This is a genomic window from Nocardia sp. NPDC004123, from assembly GCF_053603795.1.
Map to the genome: position 1 here is coordinate 106,417 of NZ_JBSGGG010000002.1, position 19,696 is coordinate 126,112.

Sequence of the window (19,696 nt, forward strand, 5' to 3'; positions counted from 1 at the left end):
ACATCGAATCGAACAGGTCCCGGCACGCGGCGGAGCTGCTGCTGCCGCCGCCCGACGGGACGCTCGGCAGCATTGCCATCGGGGATGTCGAGCTCGAGACCGGAGCCGTCATTCCCGATGTCACGCTGGCTGTGCAGCGGTGGGGCGAACTATCGGCGAACGCGGACAACGTGGTGCTCGTGGAGCACGCGCTGACCGGTGATTCGCACGTGGTGGGCCCCGCCGACGTGCACCACGGCCAGGCCGGCTGGTGGGACGGCATCGTGGGCCCCGGCGCGCCGGTGGACACCCACGAGTGGTGCGTCATCGCCACCAATGTGCTCGGCGGCTGTAAGGGCAGCACCGGGCCGTCCTCGCTGGCGGCGGACGGAAAGCCTTGGGGCGCACGATTTCCCGAGATCTCCATCCGCGATCAGGTGACCGCCGAGATCACGCTGTTCGACCTGCTCGGCATCGACCGCCTGGCCGCCGTGGTGGGCGGCTCCATGGGCGGCATGCGGGTGCTGGAATGGATGATCGCCCGGCCCGAGCGGGTTGGGGCGGCCCTGGTGCTGGCGGTCGGCCCGCGCGGCACCGCCGACCAGATCGGCACCCAGACCACCCAGATCGCGGCCATCACGGCCGATCCGGACTGGCAGGGTGGCAACTACCACGGCACCGGGCGCGCCCCGATGACCGGCATGGGCGTCGCCCGGCGCATCGCGCACCTGACCTATCGCACCGAGTTCGAGCTCGACCACCGCTTCGAGAACCATGCCCAGGGCGACGAGGACCCGTGGGCGGGTGGGCGTTACGCGGTGGAGAGCTATCTGGAGTACCAGGCCGACAAGCTGATCTCGCGGTTCGACCCGGCCACCTACGTGCTGCTCACCGAGGCCATGAACCGCCACGACGTGGGCCGTGGCCGCGGCGGTATCGCGGCGGCGCTGGGGTCCACGCCGGTGCCGTGCGTGGTCGGCGGGGTGGACTCGGATCGACTGTATCCGCTGCGTACCCAGCAGGAGCTGGCCGATCTGCTGCCGGGTTCCAAAGGGCTGGAGATCATCCGGTCCCGGGACGGTCACGACGGGTTCCTGACCGAGACCGAGGCGGTCGGCAAGCTCATGCTGGAGACGATGGACCTGGCCCGCGCCCAGCGCGAGTCGGACCGCTGAAACAACGCTGCCCGTCCGCTGCATCTCCGCTGCCTCACCGGAGGCGCGTTACCTCGCGTATCGTGTCCGTTTCACGCGAATTGCCGTGACGCGCTTCTGGTTTCGCGCACATGACACCTCCGTAACCGACGGCCCGGAATACGTGTGCGCAAGGCTCGGCACCCGTAATGTATTCAGGCATGACCGCCGCATTCGATGACATGGATCTACGCGATCTCGTCGATCTGCTCTCCGAGGACGAGCAGCGTGAACTTCGCCCGGCCATACTCCGTGTCCTGCACAGACTCCCGGACCAGGAAGTGTTGCGCCGCGAACTCGGCCGCCGCATAACCTCGGTCTAGCAATCCCCCAGCGCCGCGGGTTCGCGGCCACCCTCCGATCGAACATTCAGTGCCGCGACTCCGGTCGCGGCCCCGACCTCGGCGCGGTCTAGGTGACGCCGAGGCTGCTGATGGTCGCGGCCAGTGCGATGATCGCGCCGCCCAGCACCGTCAGCCAGGCGACGTCGAAACCCTTGCTGCGCACGGCGAGCAGACCGGCCCGGTCGGTCGGCAGAATCAGCCGCAGTGCCGCCGCCAGCAGCGTCCCGCCGCCGAAGAAGAAGGTGCCGCGCCGCCAGCGGTCCCAGGCCAGGAAGACCACGGCCACCACCAGCACCACCGCTACCAGCAGTATGGGCAGATTGCCCCGGACGAACTCCCCCGCACGACTGCTACGGCTCTCGGGTGCGGCATGGGCTGGAGTCACCGGACGAGCTTATCCGGCCCTCTGCGATGCTGGAGCCCGTGTTCCATCTCGTGTTCTTCGAACCTCGCATCCCCCCGAATACCGGCAATGCCATTCGGCTGGCGGCCGGCACCGGCTGCGAACTGCACCTGATCGAACCGCTCGGCTTCGACCTATCCGAGCCGAAGCTACGCCGGGCCGGGTTGGACTACCACGACCTGGCCGTCGTCACCGTGCACAAGAGTCTCGCCGCCGCGTGGGATGCCATTCGGCCCGAGCGGGTCTTCGCCTTCACCGCGACGGCCACCACCCACAGCACCGATGTCGCCTATCGCTCGGGCGATGTGCTGCTCTTCGGGCCCGAGCCGACCGGGTTGCCCGAGGAGGTGCTCGCCGATCCCCGCGTCACCGAGCAGCTGCGCATCCCGATGCTGCCGGGCCGGCGCTCGATGAATCTGTCCAATGCCGCGGCCGTCGCCGTCTACGAGGCCTGGCGGCAGCTGGGCTTTCCGGGCGCGGTCTGAGTCTCCGGGGATCAGTCGTCGATTTCGAAGCGCTTGAAGCGGGAGGTCGCGCCGCCGGTCAGGCGGACCGCGGATTTGGGGACGCCGTAGTGGGCGGCCAGCAGCTCGATGGCTGCCTTGTTGGCCTTGCCCTCCACCGCCGGGGCGCGGACGTACAGCTGCAGCGCGCCATCGTCGAGGATCTCGACCAGGGGCCCCTTCTTGCTACCGGGTTTGATGGTCGCCCGGACCACTGTCGACACGCCGCACTCCCTTCCCGCGCCCGACCCCATTGTCGCGGAGGTGGTCCGGGTCAACGGGCGGGGCCTGCGATACAGCGCACAGGCTCGAGGGCAGCGATCGAGGCGGGGACGTCGTAGTGTCGCAGGCGATGCCGCGGCGGCAGGAAGGTCGCCCGGGAAGGAAAGTTCAGATGGTCAAGCGTTTGCTGTTGCTGCTGTCGGCGGTGGCGGGGGTGATCCTGCTGGCGACGGGTACGGCTGCGGCCGGGCCGGTCACCGTTCACGACGATTCCAAGGTGCTCGATGTCACCAAGGTGACGAATGCCGCGCTGCAGCTGACGGATCCGGTACAGATCTTCACCACCGAGAAGTACTCCGACGATCGGGCCAAGTTCGACACGGAGACCCAGACCCACGTCAAGAATCCGACCGACGTGGTGCTGGCCGTCAATACCAAGACCAAGTGGCTGACCATCCGCACCGGCGCGAATTCCCACATCCGCGACACCACGCCCGCGGGGACCGCCTTCGGAAACGCGCTCGGCAGCGGCGATTACACGGGTGCGACCATCGCGGCGCTGGGCGCCTTGAAGACGGCCGCCGATCAGGCCGCGCCCACCAGCGTCAAGGCCGGCAACCCGGCGCCCGCGCACCAGCCCGCCGCCAAGCCCGAGAGCAAGAGCAGCGGCTGGGGCTGGCTGGGCCTGCTGTGCCCGATCCTGGTCATCGGCGGCATCGTCGCGGCGGTCGTCGCGTTCCTCCGCCGTCGCCGCGGCACCCCGCCGCCGCCCGCCCCGTTCGGCGGCGGTGGTTTCGGCGGTGGCTACGCCCCGGGTGGCCCGGGCTACGGCGGCCCGCCCGCGCCGCCCTACGGCGGTGGCCGTCCCGGTATGAGCCCCGGTGCTGCGGCCGGTCTCGGCGCGGTCGGCGGCGCCCTGGGCGGCGGCCTGCTCGGCTACGAACTCGGCCGGATGGAAGGCGAACACGAGCGCGACCGCGGCCCGGAATACGGCCCGCCCCCGGAATCCGGCGGCTACGGCGGTTACGACCCCGGCCCCCAGGAGTGGGGCGGAGGCGGCGGCGACTACGACTTCGGCGGCGGCAGCGATTTCGGTGGCGGCGACTCCGGTGGCGGCGGTGACTTCGGCGGCGGCGGCGATTCCGGCGGCGGCGACTTCTAGCCGTTCGCCGATTCAGGCGAAAACCCTTGGCGCGCGCTGCCTCTCACCCGAAGCGCGGGCGCGCCGTTCGATGCGACAACCGAAATATGGTGCCGGCGGCCGCGTTCAGCGGAAGTCGCGGGAACGGCCCTCGATGCGCAGGTCCATGCGCTGCAGATGGTCGGCGACGATGGTGACCGCGCCCTCGGCGTTCTGCACCCGCCCGCGGATGAGCAGGGCGGGCGCGGTGGTGGCCAGGCGGCGGTAGCGGGCCCACAGGCCGACCGAGCAGACCACGTTCACCATGCCGGTCTCGTCCTCCAGATTGAGGAAGGTGACCCCGCCCGCGGTGGCCGGACGCTGCCGGTGGGTGACCGCGCCGCCGACGAGAACCCGGGTGCCGTCGCGAATGTCGAGCAGCTGCGCGGCGGGGATGACGCCGAGCGCGTCGAGGCGCTCGCGCAGGAATTCGGTCGGATAGCTGCCGGGCGAGACGCCGGTGGCCCACACGTCGGCGGCGGCCAGCTCCAGCGCGCTCATCCCGGGCAGGGCGGGTGCGGCGGTGGCCGCGCCGGTGCCGGGCAGCCGGTCGGGCCGTTCCCCGGCGGCCGCGCCCGCCGCCCACAGCGCCTCGCGGCGGGTGCCGCCGAGACTGGTCAGCGCGCCCGCGGTGGCCAGCGCTTCGGCCTGTGGCACGCTCAGCTCCACGCGCCCGGTGAGGTCGAGAAACGTGGTGTAGGGCCCGATCTCGCGGGCGGCCACGATCTGTCCGGCCAGCTCGGTGCCGATGTGCCGGACCGCGGCCAGCCCCAGCCGGATCTCCAGGCCCTGTGCCTCCAGGGTCGCCTCGGCCAGGCTGTGGTTGATGTCGGGCCCATGCACCACCACCCCGTGCCGTCGCGCGTCGGCGACCAGCGACTGCGGCGAGTAGAACCCCATCGGCTGGGCGCGCAGCAGTCCCGCGCAGAAGGCGGCCGGGTGATGCAGCTTGAACCACGCCGAGTAGAACACCAGTGAGGCGAAACTCTGCGAATGGCTTTCCGGGAAACCGAAATTCGCGAAGGCGTACACCTTCTCGTAGATGCGGTCGGCCACTTCGCCGGTGATGCCGTGCAGGTCCTTCATGCCCTGATAGAAGCGGGCCCGCAGCCGTTCCATCTTCTCCGGTGACCGTTTGGATCCCATGGCGCGGCGCAGCTGATCGGCCTCGGCGGCGGTGAATCCGGCGACGTCCACGGCCATCTGCATGAGCTGCTCCTGGAACAGCGGGACGCCGAGGGTGCGTTCCAGCGCGTTCTCCAGTGCCGGATGGTCGTAATCGGGCTTCTCCCTGCCATTGCGGCGACGGATGTAGGGGTGCACCGACCCGCCCTGGATCGGTCCCGGCCGGATGAGCGCCACCTCCACCACCAGGTCGTAGAAGTTCCGCGGCTTCAGGCGCGGCAGGGTCGCCATCTGCGCGCGGGACTCCACCTGGAAGACGCCGACGGAGTCGGCGCGGCACAGCATGTCGTAGACGGCTTCCTCGCCCAGGTCCAGCCGATGCAGTTCGACGGTGTGCCCCTTGTGCTCGGCCACCAGGTCGATCATGTAGTGCAACGCCGACAGCATGCCCAGCCCGAGCAGGTCGAACTTGACCAGTCCCGCCGACGCGCAGTCGTCCTTGTCCCACTGCAGCACACTGCGATCGGCCATGCGCGCCCATTCGGTCGGGCACACGTCGGCGATGGGCCGGTCGCAGATCACCATGCCGCCGGAGTGGATGCCCAAATGCCTTGGCAGACCCTCCAATTCACCGGCCAGCGCGAGGACGTCGCCGGGGATGTCGGTGTGCTGCTCTTCCGCCACGCCCGTCCAGCGGCTCACCTGTTTGCTCCAGGCGTCCTGCTGTCCGGTCGAAAAGCCCAGGGCGCGTGCGGCATCCCGCACCGCGGAGCGCCCGCGATAGGTGATCACATTGGCCACCTGTGCCGCGTATTCGCGCCCGTACTTGGCGTAGACGTGCTGGATGGCCTCCTCGCGCCGATCCGATTCGATGTCCACGTCGATGTCGGGCGGCCCGTCCCGCTCCGGCGACAGGAACCGTTCGAACAGCAGCTTGTTGGCGACCGGGTCCACATTGGTGATGCCGATGGCGTAGCAGACCGCCGAATTGGCCGCGGAACCCCGGCCCTGGCAGAGGATGTCGTTGTCGCGGCAGAAGCTGACGATGTCGTGCACGACCAGGAAGTAGCCCGGGAAGTTCAGGGTGGCGATCACGTCCAGTTCGTGTTCCAGCTGCCGATAGGCGTCCGGGCTCCCGGCCCGGGGCCCGTAGCGGCGGGCCGCGCCGCGGAGGGTGAGCTCGCGCAGCCACGAGTTCTCGTCGTGGCCGTCCGGCACGTCGAAGGGCGGCAGTTGGGGCGCGATCAGCCGCAGGTCGAACGCGCAGTCCCGGCCCAGCGCAACGGCATTCGCCACCGCCTCGGGGCAGGCGGCGAACAGCCGCGCCATCTCGTCGCCGGAGCGCAGGTGCGCGCCGCCGGTGGGGGCCAGCCAGCCGGCCATGTCGTCGAGGCTGGAGCGGGCCCGGATGGCGGCCAGCGCCATGGCTCGGCGCCGGTGCGGCGGGGCCGCGAAATGTGCTCCGGTGGTGGCGAGTACGGGCAGCCCGACCCGGTCGGCGAGGGCGATGAGCCGGGCATTGCGCTCATCGTCCTCGGGGATGCCGTGGTGGGTGAGCTCCACGCTCACGTGCTCGCGCCCGAACCGTTCGATCAGATCGCGCAGCGCCGCCTCGGCCGCCGCGTCGCCCTGCCGAAGCGCCTGTCGCACAGTCCCTTTGCGGCAGCCGGTGAGAATGTGCCAGTGCCCGCCCGCCGCGGCGGTGAGCCGTTCCAGGTCGTAGCGCAGGATGCCCTTCTCCCCCGCCGCCATGTGCGCGGCGGCCATCTCCCGCGACAGCCGCCGGTACCCCTCCTGCCCGCGCGCCAGCACCAGCAGGTGCGGTCCGGCCGGGTCGGGTGTGCCGGTGCGCGGCTCGGAATTCAGTGCGTCCGACTCGGATTCGCGACCGCGCCGCCGCCCGCGGGGCGCCAGGTGCGCACCGGCGCGGGCCGCGGTGCCGATGGACAGCTCGGCGCCGAAGATGGTCGGCATCCGCCATTCCCGCGCCGCCTCCGCGAACCGCACCACGCCGTAGAACCCGTCGTGGTCGGTCAGCGCGAGGGCCTCCAGGCCCAGTCGCACGGCTTCCTCCACGAGTTCTTCGGGCTGGCTGGCGCCGTCGAGGAAGCTGTAGGCCGAGTGCGTGTGCAGCTCGGCGTACGGCACCGCCGATCGCGCGACCCGCCCGAGTTCTCCGGCCTCGTACTTCTCCCGCTTCCGCGACCAGGCCGGGCTGTCGCCGCCGTCGCCGTCGACCGGCCTGCGCGCGGGATCGGGCCGTCCGGACAGCACCCGTTCCATCTCCGCCCACGAAGGCGGGCCGTTGTGCCAGCCCATGACGCACCTCCTCCGCAATCCGACCGGTCTCGAGTATCGAACATACATTCGAAACCGATTGGTCTCTACAGCGGCACGCACCAAATCCCCGGAGGCCGATTCGGGGGTGGGCAACCACACCGTGGCGCGTTAACTTACTTTGGAGTAAGTTACAGGCAATTCCACCTGCAAGGGAGCAGCGATGACTGAAACCTCGGGCGACAACGGCACCGGTTACCTGGCCCGACGGCGCGCCCGCCGCGATCTGGCCGGCAAGCACGTCGTCATCACCGGCGCATCCTCCGGCATCGGCCGCTCGGCCGCGCTCGCCGTCGCCGAGAAGGGCGCGGTCGTCATCCTGCTGGCCCGCCGCGCCGATGAGCTGTCCACCGTGGTGGACGAGATCACCGCCGCGGGCGGCGCCGCGTTCGGCTACCCGTGCGATGTCACCGACCAGGACTCGGTCGACCGGACCCTGCAGGCCGTACTCGACACCCACGGGCACGTCGACATGCTGGTCAACAATGCCGGCCGCTCCATCCGCCGTGCCGTGCACCGCTCCACCGACCGCATGCACGACTTCGAGCGCACCATGGCCGTCAACTACTTCGGCGCGGTGCGCATGACCCTGGGCCTGCTGCCCGGCATGCGGGAGCGCCACGACGGTCACATCGTGAACATCTCCAGCGCCGGCGTCCAGGTCGCCACCCCGCGCTTCGCCGCCTACCTGGCCAGCAAGGCCGCCCTGGACAAGTTCGCCGAGGTGACCGCGGCCGAAATGCGTTCCAGCAACATCACTTTCACCACCATCCACATGCCGCTGGTCCGCACCCCCATGATCACCCCGAGCGGCGACCAGGGCACCGGCACCCAATCCCCGGAGTGGGCGGCGGCGCTCATCGTGCGGGCCCTCACCGAGCGCCCCCGCCGCATCGACGTGCCGCTCGGCACCCTGGCCGAGTACGGCTCCATGTTCGCGCCCGGCATCAAGGAACGGGTCCTGCACCGCTACTACCGCGCCATCCCCGACTCCCCCGCCGCCAAGGGCGAGGCGGTGCCCGAATCGGAGACGGCCGACGTGGACATCGTTGTCCCGCAACGCCGCCGCACCGTCCCGCCCGCGGTCCGCGTCACCGGAACCGCCCTGCGCCGCGCGGCCCGGCTGGTCCCGGGCACCTACTGGTGACCACCCGCTGACCCGGGAACCGCCCTGCGCCGCGCGGCCCGGCTGGTCCCGGGCACCTACTGGTGACCACCCGCTGACCCGGGAACCGCCCTGCTCAGGGCCGCACCCGGTGGGCGTCACGCGGGAAAAGCGTTGCCCACCTGATGTTGTCGGCCCCGAGCAGCCGCGGGTGCGCCGAAGGCCGAAGCTCCGGCAGGCACCAGCATCGAAATAACCCGGCACGGCGAATTCCAGGCACCGGCCACGTCGCCGCCTCCAAGCTTCCCGAGGTCCTCCCCCTCATGACCGCCTGGCTCCGCAACCACCTCGTGTGACGCCGGTCGCGGCGGTACTCCCGACGCTCGGGCAGCGTGACGGATACGACGCTTGATCACACGCCTCTTGACGCGTCCTGGGATTCGAGTTCTACTGTGCATTGATCGAACAAACTTTCGATTATGTTAGGTAGCTGGCTCGGTGCTGGCTTGCGTTGCCGAGGGTTGGGTCCCGTCGACTGGGAGAGGTGGTCACTGGATGGGTGCGGCTGCGGAGGCCAGGCGGGCGCAGTTGGCCGAGTTGCGGCGGCGGATGGCCGCCGTGCCCGCGCGCGGGGCCGAGGTGGCGGCCCATGTGCCCGTGTCCGAGGAGCCGCGACGGGAGTCCTTGCCGGTGCCGGGGGCGCTCGAAAACCTTTTACCCGATGGCGGATTGGCCAAGGGGTCGGTGGTCGTCTACAACGGCGCGGGGTCGCTGATCTCGGGGCTGCTGGCCGCGGTGACGGGCTCCGGGGGGCATGCCGCGGTGGTCGGGCTGCCGCGGCTGGGGTTGCTGGCCGCCGCGGAGATGGGGGCCCGGCTCGACCGGCTGGCGGTGGTCTCCGATCCCGGACCCGACCCGCTCGAAGTTGCCTCCGTATTGCTGGATGGCCTGGACCTGGTGGTGCTCGGGCTGAACGGTCTCGCCGTCCCCATGTCCCGCGCCCGTATCCTCGCCGCCCGCGCCCGCAGCAAGAACTCCACCCTGATGGTGACCAACGGTTCCTGGTCCGGTTCCGCCCTGCACATCGACACCCGGGTCGCCGGATACAGCGGCCTGGGCCGCGGCTGCGGCCGCCTGCGCACCGTCCGCCTCGACGTCTCCGTCCGCGGACGCTCCGCCCAACTCCGCTCCGGCCACCTGGCCCTCAGCCCCACCGACGGTCGCGTCGAATGGGTCGCCACCCCCGGCCCCGCCCGGCCCGCCGCCGCTCCCGAACCACTGCGCCCGGCGCGTCATGCCGCGTCCTGACCGATTGCCGACCGCCGCCCCGACCACCTCAGGCCAGGCGATAGCGCCTGCGGCGCAGCGGATTTCCCGCGCCTTCCGGGTGCCCCCAGGTGTGGGCGGGCGTCATGTCGCGGGCTGACCGCCGCGATTGTCGTCCGGCTGCCGACCGCTGCGGTAGCGCCGCGAGAGCAGGCCGGTCGTGAAGGCGCGGCGGGTGCTCGTGGTGTGGTGCCCGGATTGGCCCGCGGTGGCGGCGGCCGCCGAGGCGGGCGCGGAGGCCACTCGCGCGGTGGCGGTGCTCGCGGCCAACCGGGTGGTGGCCTGTACGGCGGTGGCACGGGCGGAAGGGATCCGCCGGGGTCTGCGGAAGCGGGAGGCTCAGGGCCGCTGCCCGGATCTGCTGGTGGCACAGGACGATCCGGATCGCGACGCCCGTCTGTTCGAACCCGTGGTGGCGGCCGTGGACGCGACCGTGCCGGGCGTGGAGGTGCTGCGCCCGGGCATGCTGGCGCTCTCGGCGCGCGGCGCGGCGCGGTTCTTCGGCTCCGAGGAGGCCGCCGCCGAGCGCCTGGTGGACGCCGTGGCGGCGGTCGGCGTGGAATGCCAGATCGGCATTGCCGACGAGCTGTCCACCGCGGTCTTCGCCGCCCGCCGCGCCACCCTGGTCCCGTCCGGCCGAGGCGCGGAATTCCTTGCGCCCATGCCGGTTTCGGAGCTGGCGGTGGAACCGGTGCTGGCCGCGCCGCAGCGCGTCGAACTGGTGGATCTGCTGCACCGGCTGGGCCTGCGCCGCATCGGCGACTTCGCGGCCCTCACCCCCGCCGAGGTGGCGTCGCGGTTCGGCGCGGACGCGATCATCGCGCACCGCTGCGCCCGCGCGGTCCCGGAGCGCCCGCCCGCCGCTCGCCTGCCCGCCGCCGACCTGACCGTGGAGCACCGCTGCGATCCTCCGATCGACCGTGTCGACATGGCCGCCTTCGCGGGCCGCCTGCTCGCCACCGAGCTGCACACCAAGCTGTCCGCCGCCGCCGTGGCCTGCACCCGCCTGGTCATCCACGCCGAAACCGAAGCGGGCGAGGAGTTCTCCCGCATCTGGCGCTGCGCCGAACCGCTCACCCCGGACAGCACCGCCGACCGCATCCGCTGGCAGCTCGACGGCTGGCTCACCCGCCGTGCCCTCGATCGTGGCCGGACCCGCGCCGCTGCTCCCGATGCGCCGGAGGCACACGACGACTGGGATGCCGGCCCGAACGCGGCCGTCACCCTCCTGCGCCTGGAACCCGTCGAGGTGGTGTCGGCCGGCGCCCTGCAGCTCGGTCTGTGGGGTGGGGTCGGCGAGGACGAGGAGCGGGCGCGCCGCGCGCTGATCCGGGTGCAGAGTCTGCTGGGCGGTGACGCCGTGCGCATGGGTGTGCTCAGCGGCGGTCGCGGCCCGGGGGAGCGCATCACCATGGTCACCCTCGGTGACGAGCCGGTGCCCGCGACCGATCCGGCCCAGCCCTGGCCCGGCCGGCTTCCCGAGCCCGCTCCGGCACTGGTGCTCACCCATCATCCGGAGGTGCGCCTGGAGGCTGCCGACGGTTCCCCGATCTGGGTCACAGAGCGCGGCCTGTTCACCGCCGATCCCGCCCACCTGCACTGGGGCAGCAGCTCCTGGCGGCTGACCGGCTGGGCCGGACCCTGGCCGGTCGACGATCGCTGGTGGACACACCGTTTCGAGCACGGCTTCGCCGCCCGCGCCCAGGTGCAGCTGGACGCCGAGGACGCCACCCGCCTGCGCGCGCTGCTCCTGCTCGGCTACAACAGCGCCTGGCATGTGGAGGGGCTCTACGAGTAGGCGCCGCTCAAATGCCCTGCGGCGGTGCCGCTCAGATGCCCTGCGGCGGTGCCGCTCAAATCCCTTGCGGCGGTGCCGCTCAAATGCCCAGCGGCAGGCGCAGATCCATCATGGTGGGCCAGAGTTCGGCCCAGGGGTGCACGGGTTCGCGGCAGACCGCGATGGCGATATCGGTGTTCACGCCGGGGAATCCGTTCGGAATGTTCAGGTGCGCACGGACTGTCACCTCGCCGAACTGCCGCCGCAGGGTGGGTTCGGCGCTGTCGAGGCCGACGTAGAGGATGGCGTCGGTGTCCGACGGCGGCGGGCCGAAGTAGCCGAAGCCGCGGTTGGGGCTGTAGACGGGCGGCAGGTCGAAGTCGCGCCCGAAGTTCTGGATCGCGGCCGCCTGCCAATAGTTCTGGGCGATGATCGCTTTCGGGCGTTCCGCCTCCGGGAGCTGCCGGTAGGCGTCGGCGACCTTCGCGGTCAGATCGGACCATCCCGAGGAGCCGAAAATGCTGGTCCGCATGGCGAAGTCGGCCTGGTTCCGGATGGCGCCGTGCACGCGGGAGGGCGGCTGCGGCAGGGTGACCACGAGCGCGGCGATGATGGCCAGCGACAGCACCACGATCGGCGGCGCGACGACTCGCAGCAAGCGGCCGCCGCGGTCGTTCACCGAGTAGGGCAGCGAGGCCGCGCCGATGCCGAACAGCACGGGCAGGAATCCCGCTGTGTAGTAAGGCCGTCCGTGCCCGACGAGGACAACGAGCACCAGCAGCGCCGAGGCGACGAGCATGAAGAGGTAGGGCCGCAGCCAGCGTTGCCGGGCCAGGCACCAGAAGGCCCAGCCGACGAGCAGCCCGCCCAGCAAGCCGGTCAGTCCGATCATCTGCGGCATACACGCGAGCGGCCCGCCGCCGGCCGCGTCCTGCTCGGCGCCGATCACCTTGCTCATGGCCAGCGCCGGCCAGCCGTGCGTGTGCTGCCACCACAGACCGGGCACCGCGGAGACCGCGAAGATCGCCGCGCCCTGCCACAACGCGGGCCGCCACAGCAGCTGCCGCGGTCCCGCGACGAGCACGCCCGCGCCCAGGCACAGCAGGATCGTGGGAATGAACCATTTGACCTGCAGATCGATGGCGGCGACGAGGCCGAGCGCGACGAGCAGCCGGTCGTCGCGGGTGCGGATCCAGCGGATCAGCAACCAGATGACGGCGGCCTGCAGGGTGGCGTCGAAGGAGAAGGTGCTCAGCTGGACGGCCTGGGTCGCGGCGAGTGGCGAGACCCCGTAGGCGGCGGCCGCGAGCAGTTGCGCGGTGCGCGAGCCGCCCAGTTCGTAGGCGACCGCGGCACTGATCACGACCGCGGCCGCGGTCATCAGGACCGCCGGCAATCGCAACACGGGCGCCGAGCCGGGCGCCACGGCGTCGGCCAGGTGGGCCATCAGCGGTATGAGCACGCCTTGGTCGGCGTAGGTGATGCTGCGGTGCGCGCCCGCGGCGACGAAATACAGTTCGTCGCCGAAGAAGTCGTAGCGCAGCGTGGGGACGGCGAGAAAGGCCCCGCTGAGTGCGGCTAGTAGAAGGACCCACGCCGTAGCGAAGGTGGGCCGCGGCGGGTTCGGTTCCTGGAGATCCTGGAGATCGACCGCGGGGGCGGCAGCATTGAGAACCATATTTCCCCGGCAGAAAAGCTATTGGTGAATCGGGCAATGACGCTACCGTCACGGTTGACCGATTATCGACAATGTGAAAGTGATCTATTTCACATGCCGTAGCAAGCGGATATCACGCCAGGATGTGCAGGGTTTCGCCATCATTCGCCATCCGAATGAATAGGCAACCGAATCGGTAAATCGATATGGCGCTGCACACAAACTGGGGCGCCACCCGGACCCCTATCCGTACTCTGGACCATCGTGGAGTCAGCGGTCACCCGGGTCGAGTTCGAAGACGTCCGGATCGCCTACCGGGATTCCGGCGCGACGGGCGGGCATCTCTACAGCGACACACCCGTGGTGCTGGTGCACGGCATGGGCGGGGACGGGCACACCTGGGATCGATTCGCCACCCAGCTGGTGCGGCGCGGACGCCGGGTGATCATCCCCGACCTGCGCGGGCACGGACGCAGCGCCCACACCGCCTCCTACCGATTCCCGGAATTCGGGGCCGACCTGCTGCGGCTGTGCGATCGGCTCGGACTGGAAACGGTGGATCTGGTCGGCCACTCGCTCGGCGGATACGCCATCTCGTGGCTGGCAATGGAACGCCCGGACCTGGTGCGGCGCTTGGTGATCGAGGAACAGCCGCTGCCGCTGCGCTCCGGCGGCGAGCAGATGCGGTTCACGCGCAGGCTGCCGTCGATCCCGGAACTGTGGCACGCCACCACCAGCATCATCCGGCATCCGCGGGCGGTGCTGGCCTTCGATCGCTCCATGACCGGGGTGGCGCTCGAGCAGTTCCGCAAGCCCTATCCGGAGTGGTGGGAGGGGCTGTCCGACATCACCGCGCCCACGCTGTTCCTGCGCGGCGGACCCGGCGGCATGGTGGACCCGGACCAGCTCGAGCAGGTGCGCGCGAGCCTGCCCGATTGCACGATTCGCACCTTCGGGTGCGGGCACAGCATCCACCGCGACCGCTACCACCGGTTCGAGGCCGAAGTGCTCCCCTTTCTGGGGCACTGAGCTGCCGGAATCTACAGTTGAACGGTGTCCGCATCCGAGCGTCCCACGCTGTGGTTTCCCGACGAGCAGTCGTTCCAGGACTGGCTGTCGGCCAATCACGCAGCGGTGGACGGCATTTGGCTGAAGTTCGCGAAGAAGGGCTCCGGGTACGCCTCGCTGGACTATGACGGCGCGCTGCGGCAGGCCCTGCGCTTCGGCTGGATCGACGGGCAGTCCAAGAAGCTCGACGAGGACTTCTTCGTCATGGGTTTCACGCCGCGCCGCCCCCGCAGCCAGTGGTCGCAGCGCGATGTCGGGCTGGTGGACGAACTGATCGCGACCGGGCTCATGCATCCGGCCGGGCAGGCCGAGGTGGACCGGGCCAGGGCGGACGGCCGCTGGAACAATGCCGTCGGCCGGGATCTGCCGGAGGATTTCCTGGCGGCGCTGGCCCGGCATCCGGAGGCGGCGGCCTTCTTCGAAACGCTGCCCACGCAGTCGCGCATCGCGGTCGGCTGCCACCTGGGCAGCGCGGTGCGGCCGGAGGCGCGAGCGCGGCGGCTGGCGCAGGTGATCCGGAAGCTGATCGACGGGAAGCCACTGTGACGGGGTTCGAGGGATTGTCGTGTTCGGCTGCGGCGCTGGAGGTCCCGCTACCCGGGAGCGCGACCCGCATCACCGGCTGGCTGTGCGTCGAGCAGCCCGGGGCGTGGGGTCGCGATGTGATCGGCGACGAGGTGCTCGGGCCCGACATCACGCCCGAACTGGCGGCGCGTACCAAGGCGGCGCACGTCCGGCCGACCCTGATCCGGCGGCCCGGGCGCCAGGAATTCACGGGTGTGCGAACGGTTCTGCTCGCCAGTTCGCGGCCGGAGGGATCCTGGTGCGAGCGCCTCGAGATCAGTGACCTGCGTGAGCTGCTGGATCTGGACCTGCACCTGCTCAACGGCCCGGCCCCGGGAATCGGTGCGGCTGTGACGGATCCGCTGGTCCTGGTCTGCGCGCACGGCAAACGCGATCAGTGCTGCGCGCTGCTGGGCCGCCCCATCGCCGCGAGCCTGTCCGCCGCCCACCCAAACCGGGTGTGGGAGTGCTCGCACACCGGCGGCCACCGCTTCGCCCCCGCCGTCATCGTCCTCCCCACCGGGCTCACTTACGGCCGCCTGGACGAGGATTCGGCCCACGCCATGCTCGCCGCCGCCGACAAGGGCGAGGTCTCGCTCACCGGGTTGCGCGGCCGCAGCTGCTACACCTCGGTCGAGCAGGTCGCGGAAGTCGCGGTCCGCCAGCGCATCGCGGATGCCTCCTACACCCTGACCACCCCGCTCCTCGACGACAGCGGGCTGGCGACCACGGTCCCCGGGGACGCCGATCCGACCGCGGGCATCGACGACCTCACCGTCGAACCGGCCCCGGACGACACCGAATACGCGACCGACCCGGCCACTTTCGCGGGCGCGGCCCGGGTCACCCATCGCGATGGGCGCAGCTGGCTGGTCACCACCCGCACCCTCGCCTACTCGCCTCGCCAGGCCAGCTGCGGCGCCGCCCCGAAACCCGCCACCGCAGTAGAGGTCGACCATATAAGGCAATTCGCGTGACGGCCGGCCGGCGAATTACAGGTTCGGAATTAGAGTTCGCTCAGTAGCGTGCGACATGTTCACGAATATGACGAGTCATCGAGTCCAAAGCCACAAAAAGAAACCCCCGAAAAATAGGGGCGGGCCCCTTCACTGCACATTGTGATAAGAGGCGGGTCCGCGCGAGCCTCCGAGGACTGTCGCGGCGGCGGTGACTGTCGCCGTTCGGTCAGTTTCACCCGGAAAGCCAGCAGGCCCGCAAGATTCTCTCCAGGCCGGGCGCGCAGGCGCCGAGAAGCGAAACGCGCTGTGTCCGTATGGGTCTGGAAGAAATACCCAGGTCTGCACCCGGATGCCCAGCAAACCTCGGGTTTCGAAGCAGGCCAGTCAGGATGGTTTTCCGATACCCTGCACCCGTGACCGAACGCGCCCGTCCCATTGTCGGCCCCGACTATCTGGTGGCCGGCCGCTACCGCCTGCAGTCGAAGCTGGGCGGTGGTGGCATGGGTGCCGTGTGGCTGGCGACCGATCGGCTGCTGCACCGCGATGTCGCCATCAAGCAGGTCCTCACCACGCAGGGGCTCAGCGAGGAGGAGGCGCAGGAGGTCCGCAGCCGGATCATGCACGAGGGCCGGGTGGCGGCCAAGCTGTCGCACGAGCACGCCATCGCCGTGTACGACGTGGTGCTGGAGGCCGGTGAGCCCTGGCTGGTGATGGAGTATCTGCCCTCGCGCAGTGTGGCCAAAGCCCTTGCGCTGGTGGATCAGCTGTCCCCGATCGAGGTGGCGCAGATCGGCGCGCAGGTGGCGGACGCGCTGGCGACCGCGCACGCCGCCGGCATCGTGCACCGCGACATCAAGCCGGGCAATATCCTGGTCGCCGATCGCGGCGACGAGGTCGGCAAGGTCAAGCTCAGCGACTTCGGCATCTCCAGCGGCGCCAACGACGCCACCGAGGAGATCGGTGACGTCATCACCGGCACCCCGGCCTACCTGCCGCCGGAGGTCGCGCGCGGCGCCCGCCCCACCACCGCCAGCGACGTATTCTCGCTCGGCGCAACGCTGTACACCGCCATCGAGGGGCGGCCGCCCTACGGCTTCGACGAGGACAGCGATGTCATCGTGGAACGCGCCGCCATGGCCCAGATCACCCCGCCCGCCCGCAGCGGCCCGCTCACCGAGGTGCTGCTGCACATGATGGAGCCGGCCCCGCAGCGCCGCCCCACCATGACCGAGGCGCGCAACGAAATCCTCACCGCCGCCTTCGGTCCCGGCACCGCGCCCTACATCCTGGGCGCGCCGGTCCGCACCGAGGACGGGACGATCCCGGCCTGGGCGGCCCGCAATTCCGCCGCCGGGCTGCGCAGCCCGCACTCCAGCCCGCTCCCCCGCCCGCAGCGGCAGGCGGCCGCGGCTCCGGCTGCCCCGCAACCCAAGTCGAAGGGCTTCGACCTGAGCGCCCTGGGCCCGAACGCGGGCCCGCTCGCGGTGGCGATCGGCCTGCTCATCGGCCTGCTGATCATCATCGTGATCTTGGTCGTGATCTAGCGGCTGCTGGCGGCCGAGGTTTTCAGACGCCCAAAGCGACAACTGATTTCGCGCGGCGAGGGTAACTCGTCGGGTACCTTCGAAATCGGTTCGGCACCCAACCGCCGGCACGTATGCGAAACGGGCAACGGCACTCAGCCGGGCGCTGGAGGCTCGGGGAGGCGGGGGAGCTCAGTCGATACGACGGCGGTGGGCCCAGCGGGTGAGAGCGTTCCGGTTCGACTGCTGGGTCTTGCGCAGTACGTTCGACGCGTGCGTCTCGACCGTTTTCACCGAGATGAACAGAGTCTCGGCGATCTCGCGGTAGGTGTAGCCGCGCGCCAGCAGGCGCAGCACCTCGAGCTCGCGCGGGGTCAGTGAGTCCAGTTCCGGGTCCAGCGGGGGCTCGGGCACCGGCGACCTGCCGGTGAAGGAGTCCAGTACGAAGCCGGCCAGCCGCGGCGAGAATACCGCGTCGCCACCGGAGACCCGGCGGATCCCGTCGGCCAGCTCCGGCCCCGAGATGGTCTTGGTGACGTACCCGCGCGCGCCCGCCCGGATCACCGCGATCACGTCCTCGGCCGCGTCGGAGACGCTGAGCGCCAGGCACACCGGTCCCGGATCGATGCCCTGCAGCACCGCGACCCCGCCCCCGTCGGGCATGTGCACGTCCAGCAGCACCACGTCCGGCGCGGTCGTCTTGATCCCGGCGATGGCCTCGGCCACCCCGCCCGCCTCGCCGACGACCTCCATATCGGATTCGCGGCTCAGTTCCGCCCGCACCCCGGACCGGAACACGGCATGATCGTCGACCAGAAAGACCCGGACGCTCACCTAAGACTCCTCACCTGACGCCGAACCGAACCCTGACCCCATCGGTACCACACTCCGCGGCTCACAGCTGGGTGGCGTCTTCCGGGGTGTCGGTCTGCACCACCAGCCGTTCGTCGCCACCGTCCTTGCGCGGCATGAAGATTCGCACCTCGGTGCCGTTGCCGGGCGCGGACTTGATCTCCACGTGCCCGCCGCGGCGTTCGATGCGGGCGTGGATGGATTTGGCCACGCCCTGCCGGTCCTTCGACACCGCGTCCGGGTCGAAGCCCTTGCCGCGGTCGCGCACGAAGACGCTGACCTGATGCGGCTCCACCTCGGCGTACAGGTCGATGGTCGGCACCCCGGCGTGCTTGGCGGCATTGACCAGCGCCTCCCGGGCGGCCCCGAGCAGCGCGGTGAAATGTTCCTTGGGCAGCCCGATTCCGCTGTCGTCGAGGTCCATGGACACGTCGCCCACGGTGACCGGGGTGACCTTCACCCCGTGCTGGTCCTCCACCTCGCCGGCGATGGTACGCAGCGCGGCGGCCAGGCTGGACTGCGCGGGCCCGGTGTCCTCGAACAGCCACTTGCGCAGCTCGCGTTCCTGACTGCGGGCCAGCCGCACCACTTCCTGCGGGTCGCCGGCCTGCCGCTGGATCAGGGCCAGCGTCTGCAGTACGGAATCGTGCAGGTGCGAGGCGATCTCCTCGCGTTCGTCATTGCGGATCCGCGCCGAGCGCTCGGCATTCAGCGCGCGCATCATGCGCAGCCACAGCGGCACGGTCAGCAGCCCGGCCCCGACCAGGGTCACCGCCACCGCCAGCAGCGCCGACCCCAGCGAGCTGAGGTTGATCCGCCCCAGCACCACCACGCCCAGCCCGACCACGATGAGGGTGGCCCCGCCGACGATGCGCGCCCAGGTGACCACCGAGGGTTTGGCGGGCAGCCCGATGACGGATCTCGGCCCGTCCGCGTCGAATTCGCGCCACACCAGCGCCGCACCGACCGCCACCACGATGATCGGCCCCACCACATGCGCGGCCGTCCCGTTGAACACCCACGCGGTGGCGACCGCCAAAGCCATCCCGAGCAGCGCCAATCCGATGGCCTGCCGCCGCTCCGACCCGGTCGGCGGAGCCGCGTCACCCCCGGCGGGCGTGAAGATCCACAGCATCCCGTAGGCCACGATCCCGGCCCCGGCCAGCGCGGACAGCAGCACGAAGCCGATCCGCACCTTGAACACGTCGATCCCGAGGTGATCGGCGAGCCCGCCCGCGACCCCACCCACGATGCGCCCGCCGGTACGCCGCACCAGCTTGGGCTGGGTCACGGGAGTGACCGCCCCGCGGGCAGGGTCGTACAGGGGCGCGGACGGATACATGCCTTCGATACTGGCACGGCCCGGTGACACCCGACATCGGGAAACACCCCGATTCGATCCCTGAGGCGCCGTTTTGTCCGGACCGGACGGGAAAGACACGCTGACCTGGTCGGCTATCGGATGCGGCCCGGGGTCCTCCGGTCCCGCGGCCGATCGCGCCCCGACCGGACCGGATGGCCGCCCCCGAGCTCCGACCGGACCGCAGCCTCCCTGCCCCGCCCACTGACGAAGCGGAAT

17 protein-coding genes are annotated in these 19,696 nt (G+C 70.6%); 11 read left to right on the forward strand and 6 right to left on the reverse strand.

Going from position 1 to position 19,696, the window contains the following annotated elements:
- The first annotated feature begins 35 nt into the window (after window positions 1–35).
- Together metX and ACWEQQ_RS02960 are read left to right on the forward strand one after the other, a co-directional pair.
- Window positions 36–1,154, forward strand: coding sequence for a homoserine O-acetyltransferase MetX (gene metX / locus ACWEQQ_RS02955; protein ID WP_452347083.1), 1,119 nt, complete (start codon window positions 36–38; stop codon window positions 1,152–1,154).
- A 179-nt stretch (window positions 1,155–1,333) separates the two neighbouring features.
- On the forward strand, window positions 1,334–1,495 hold the full coding sequence (locus ACWEQQ_RS02960) for a hypothetical protein (RefSeq protein ID WP_167659831.1): 162 nt from the start codon (window positions 1,334–1,336) through the stop codon (window positions 1,493–1,495).
- An 88-nt stretch (window positions 1,496–1,583) separates the two neighbouring features.
- Here the strand turns inward: ACWEQQ_RS02960 and ACWEQQ_RS02965 are convergent, their stop codons facing one another.
- Window positions 1,584–1,901 carry a DUF3017 domain-containing protein gene (locus ACWEQQ_RS02965; protein ID WP_379394784.1) on the reverse strand — a complete coding sequence of 106 codons (318 nt, stop codon included), beginning with the start codon at window positions 1,899–1,901 and terminating at the stop codon, window positions 1,584–1,586.
- 26 nt (window positions 1,902–1,927) lie between these two features.
- Between ACWEQQ_RS02965 and ACWEQQ_RS02970 the strand changes: the two genes are divergently transcribed.
- Window positions 1,928–2,404 carry a tRNA (cytidine(34)-2'-O)-methyltransferase gene (locus ACWEQQ_RS02970; RefSeq protein ID WP_379435626.1) on the forward strand — a complete coding sequence of 159 codons (477 nt, stop codon included), beginning with the start codon at window positions 1,928–1,930 and terminating at the stop codon, window positions 2,402–2,404.
- Between the two features lie 11 nt (window positions 2,405–2,415).
- Here ACWEQQ_RS02970 and ACWEQQ_RS02975 read toward each other — a convergent pair whose 3' ends face one another.
- Window positions 2,416–2,646 (reverse strand): DUF167 domain-containing protein, encoded by a 231-nt coding sequence (locus tag ACWEQQ_RS02975; protein WP_364605282.1) that lies wholly within the window; start codon window positions 2,644–2,646, stop codon window positions 2,416–2,418.
- Window positions 2,647–2,816: 170 nt separating this feature from the next.
- Between ACWEQQ_RS02975 and ACWEQQ_RS02980 the strand changes: the two genes are divergently transcribed.
- Entirely contained in the window at window positions 2,817–3,806 is a 990-nt protein-coding gene (locus tag ACWEQQ_RS02980) for a hypothetical protein (RefSeq protein ID WP_452338447.1), read from the forward strand.
- 105 nt (window positions 3,807–3,911) lie between these two features.
- Here ACWEQQ_RS02980 and ACWEQQ_RS02985 read toward each other — a convergent pair whose 3' ends face one another.
- Window positions 3,912–7,268, reverse strand: coding sequence for an error-prone DNA polymerase (locus ACWEQQ_RS02985; RefSeq protein WP_452346931.1), 3,357 nt, complete (start codon window positions 7,266–7,268; stop codon window positions 3,912–3,914).
- A 181-nt stretch (window positions 7,269–7,449) separates the two neighbouring features.
- Between ACWEQQ_RS02985 and ACWEQQ_RS02990 the strand changes: the two genes are divergently transcribed.
- The 3 genes from ACWEQQ_RS02990 to ACWEQQ_RS03000 all read left to right on the forward strand — a co-directional run bounded on the left by ACWEQQ_RS02990 (window position 7,450) and on the right by ACWEQQ_RS03000 (window position 11,515).
- On the forward strand, window positions 7,450–8,433 hold the full coding sequence (locus tag ACWEQQ_RS02990) for an SDR family NAD(P)-dependent oxidoreductase (RefSeq protein ID WP_452346932.1): 984 nt from the start codon (window positions 7,450–7,452) through the stop codon (window positions 8,431–8,433).
- Between the two features lie 513 nt (window positions 8,434–8,946).
- Window positions 8,947–9,699 (forward strand): hypothetical protein, encoded by a 753-nt coding sequence (locus ACWEQQ_RS02995; RefSeq protein ID WP_452346933.1) that lies wholly within the window; start codon window positions 8,947–8,949, stop codon window positions 9,697–9,699.
- Between the two features lie 178 nt (window positions 9,700–9,877).
- Complete coding sequence (locus ACWEQQ_RS03000) at window positions 9,878–11,515, forward strand: DNA polymerase Y family protein (RefSeq protein ID WP_452346934.1); 1,638 nt, start codon at window positions 9,878–9,880, stop codon at window positions 11,513–11,515.
- 79 nt (window positions 11,516–11,594) lie between these two features.
- On the opposite strand, the gene ACWEQQ_RS03005 is transcribed toward ACWEQQ_RS03000, so the two are convergent.
- Entirely contained in the window at window positions 11,595–13,172 is a 1,578-nt protein-coding gene (locus ACWEQQ_RS03005; protein WP_452346935.1) for an ArnT family glycosyltransferase, read from the reverse strand.
- A gap of 243 nt (window positions 13,173–13,415) precedes the next feature.
- Between ACWEQQ_RS03005 and ACWEQQ_RS03010 the strand changes: the two genes are divergently transcribed.
- The 4 genes from ACWEQQ_RS03010 to ACWEQQ_RS03025 all read left to right on the forward strand — a co-directional run bounded on the left by ACWEQQ_RS03010 (window position 13,416) and on the right by ACWEQQ_RS03025 (window position 17,286).
- On the forward strand, window positions 13,416–14,180 hold the full coding sequence (locus tag ACWEQQ_RS03010; protein ID WP_452346936.1) for an alpha/beta fold hydrolase: 765 nt from the start codon (window positions 13,416–13,418) through the stop codon (window positions 14,178–14,180).
- Between the two features lie 24 nt (window positions 14,181–14,204).
- Window positions 14,205–14,765: a YdeI/OmpD-associated family protein gene (locus ACWEQQ_RS03015; RefSeq protein WP_452346937.1), complete on the forward strand. Its 561-nt coding sequence runs from the start codon at window positions 14,205–14,207 to the stop codon at window positions 14,763–14,765.
- Window positions 14,762–15,760, forward strand: a complete 999-nt coding sequence (locus ACWEQQ_RS03020; RefSeq protein WP_452346938.1) for a sucrase ferredoxin — start codon at window positions 14,762–14,764, stop codon at window positions 15,758–15,760. Before ACWEQQ_RS03015 ends, ACWEQQ_RS03020 begins: the two co-directional genes overlap by 4 nt.
- A gap of 371 nt (window positions 15,761–16,131) precedes the next feature.
- Complete coding sequence (locus ACWEQQ_RS03025) at window positions 16,132–17,286, forward strand: serine/threonine-protein kinase (protein ID WP_452338439.1); 1,155 nt, start codon at window positions 16,132–16,134, stop codon at window positions 17,284–17,286.
- Between the two features lie 171 nt (window positions 17,287–17,457).
- Here the strand turns inward: ACWEQQ_RS03025 and ACWEQQ_RS03030 are convergent, their stop codons facing one another.
- The gene (locus tag ACWEQQ_RS03030) at window positions 17,458–18,099 is read right to left on the reverse strand and encodes a response regulator transcription factor (protein ID WP_356997136.1); all 642 of its coding nucleotides are present in this window, start codon (window positions 18,097–18,099) and stop codon (window positions 17,458–17,460) included.
- Window positions 18,100–18,160: 61 nt separating this feature from the next.
- Window positions 18,161–19,459, reverse strand: a complete 1,299-nt coding sequence (locus ACWEQQ_RS03035; RefSeq protein ID WP_452338438.1) for an ATP-binding protein — start codon at window positions 19,457–19,459, stop codon at window positions 18,161–18,163.
- Window positions 19,460–19,696 lie beyond the last annotated feature (237 nt).

Coding starts and splice junctions, on each gene's coding strand:
- ACWEQQ_RS02960 (WP_167659831.1), top strand. CDS start 1,334: ATGACCGCCGCATTCGATGACATGGATCTACGCGATCTCGTCGATCTG.
- ACWEQQ_RS02970 (WP_379435626.1), top strand. CDS start 1,928: ATGCTGGAGCCCGTGTTCCATCTCGTGTTCTTCGAACCTCGCATCCCC.
- ACWEQQ_RS02980 (WP_452338447.1), top strand. CDS start 2,817: ATGGTCAAGCGTTTGCTGTTGCTGCTGTCGGCGGTGGCGGGGGTGATC.
- ACWEQQ_RS02985 (WP_452346931.1), bottom strand. CDS start 7,268: ATGGGCTGGCACAACGGCCCGCCTTCGTGGGCGGAGATGGAACGGGTG.
- ACWEQQ_RS02990 (WP_452346932.1), top strand. CDS start 7,450: ATGACTGAAACCTCGGGCGACAACGGCACCGGTTACCTGGCCCGACGG.
- ACWEQQ_RS02995 (WP_452346933.1), top strand. CDS start 8,947: ATGGGTGCGGCTGCGGAGGCCAGGCGGGCGCAGTTGGCCGAGTTGCGG.
- ACWEQQ_RS03005 (WP_452346935.1), bottom strand. CDS start 13,172: ATGGTTCTCAATGCTGCCGCCCCCGCGGTCGATCTCCAGGATCTCCAG.
- ACWEQQ_RS03025 (WP_452338439.1), top strand. CDS start 16,132: ATGGTTTTCCGATACCCTGCACCCGTGACCGAACGCGCCCGTCCCATT.
- ACWEQQ_RS03035 (WP_452338438.1), bottom strand. CDS start 19,459: ATGTATCCGTCCGCGCCCCTGTACGACCCTGCCCGCGGGGCGGTCACT.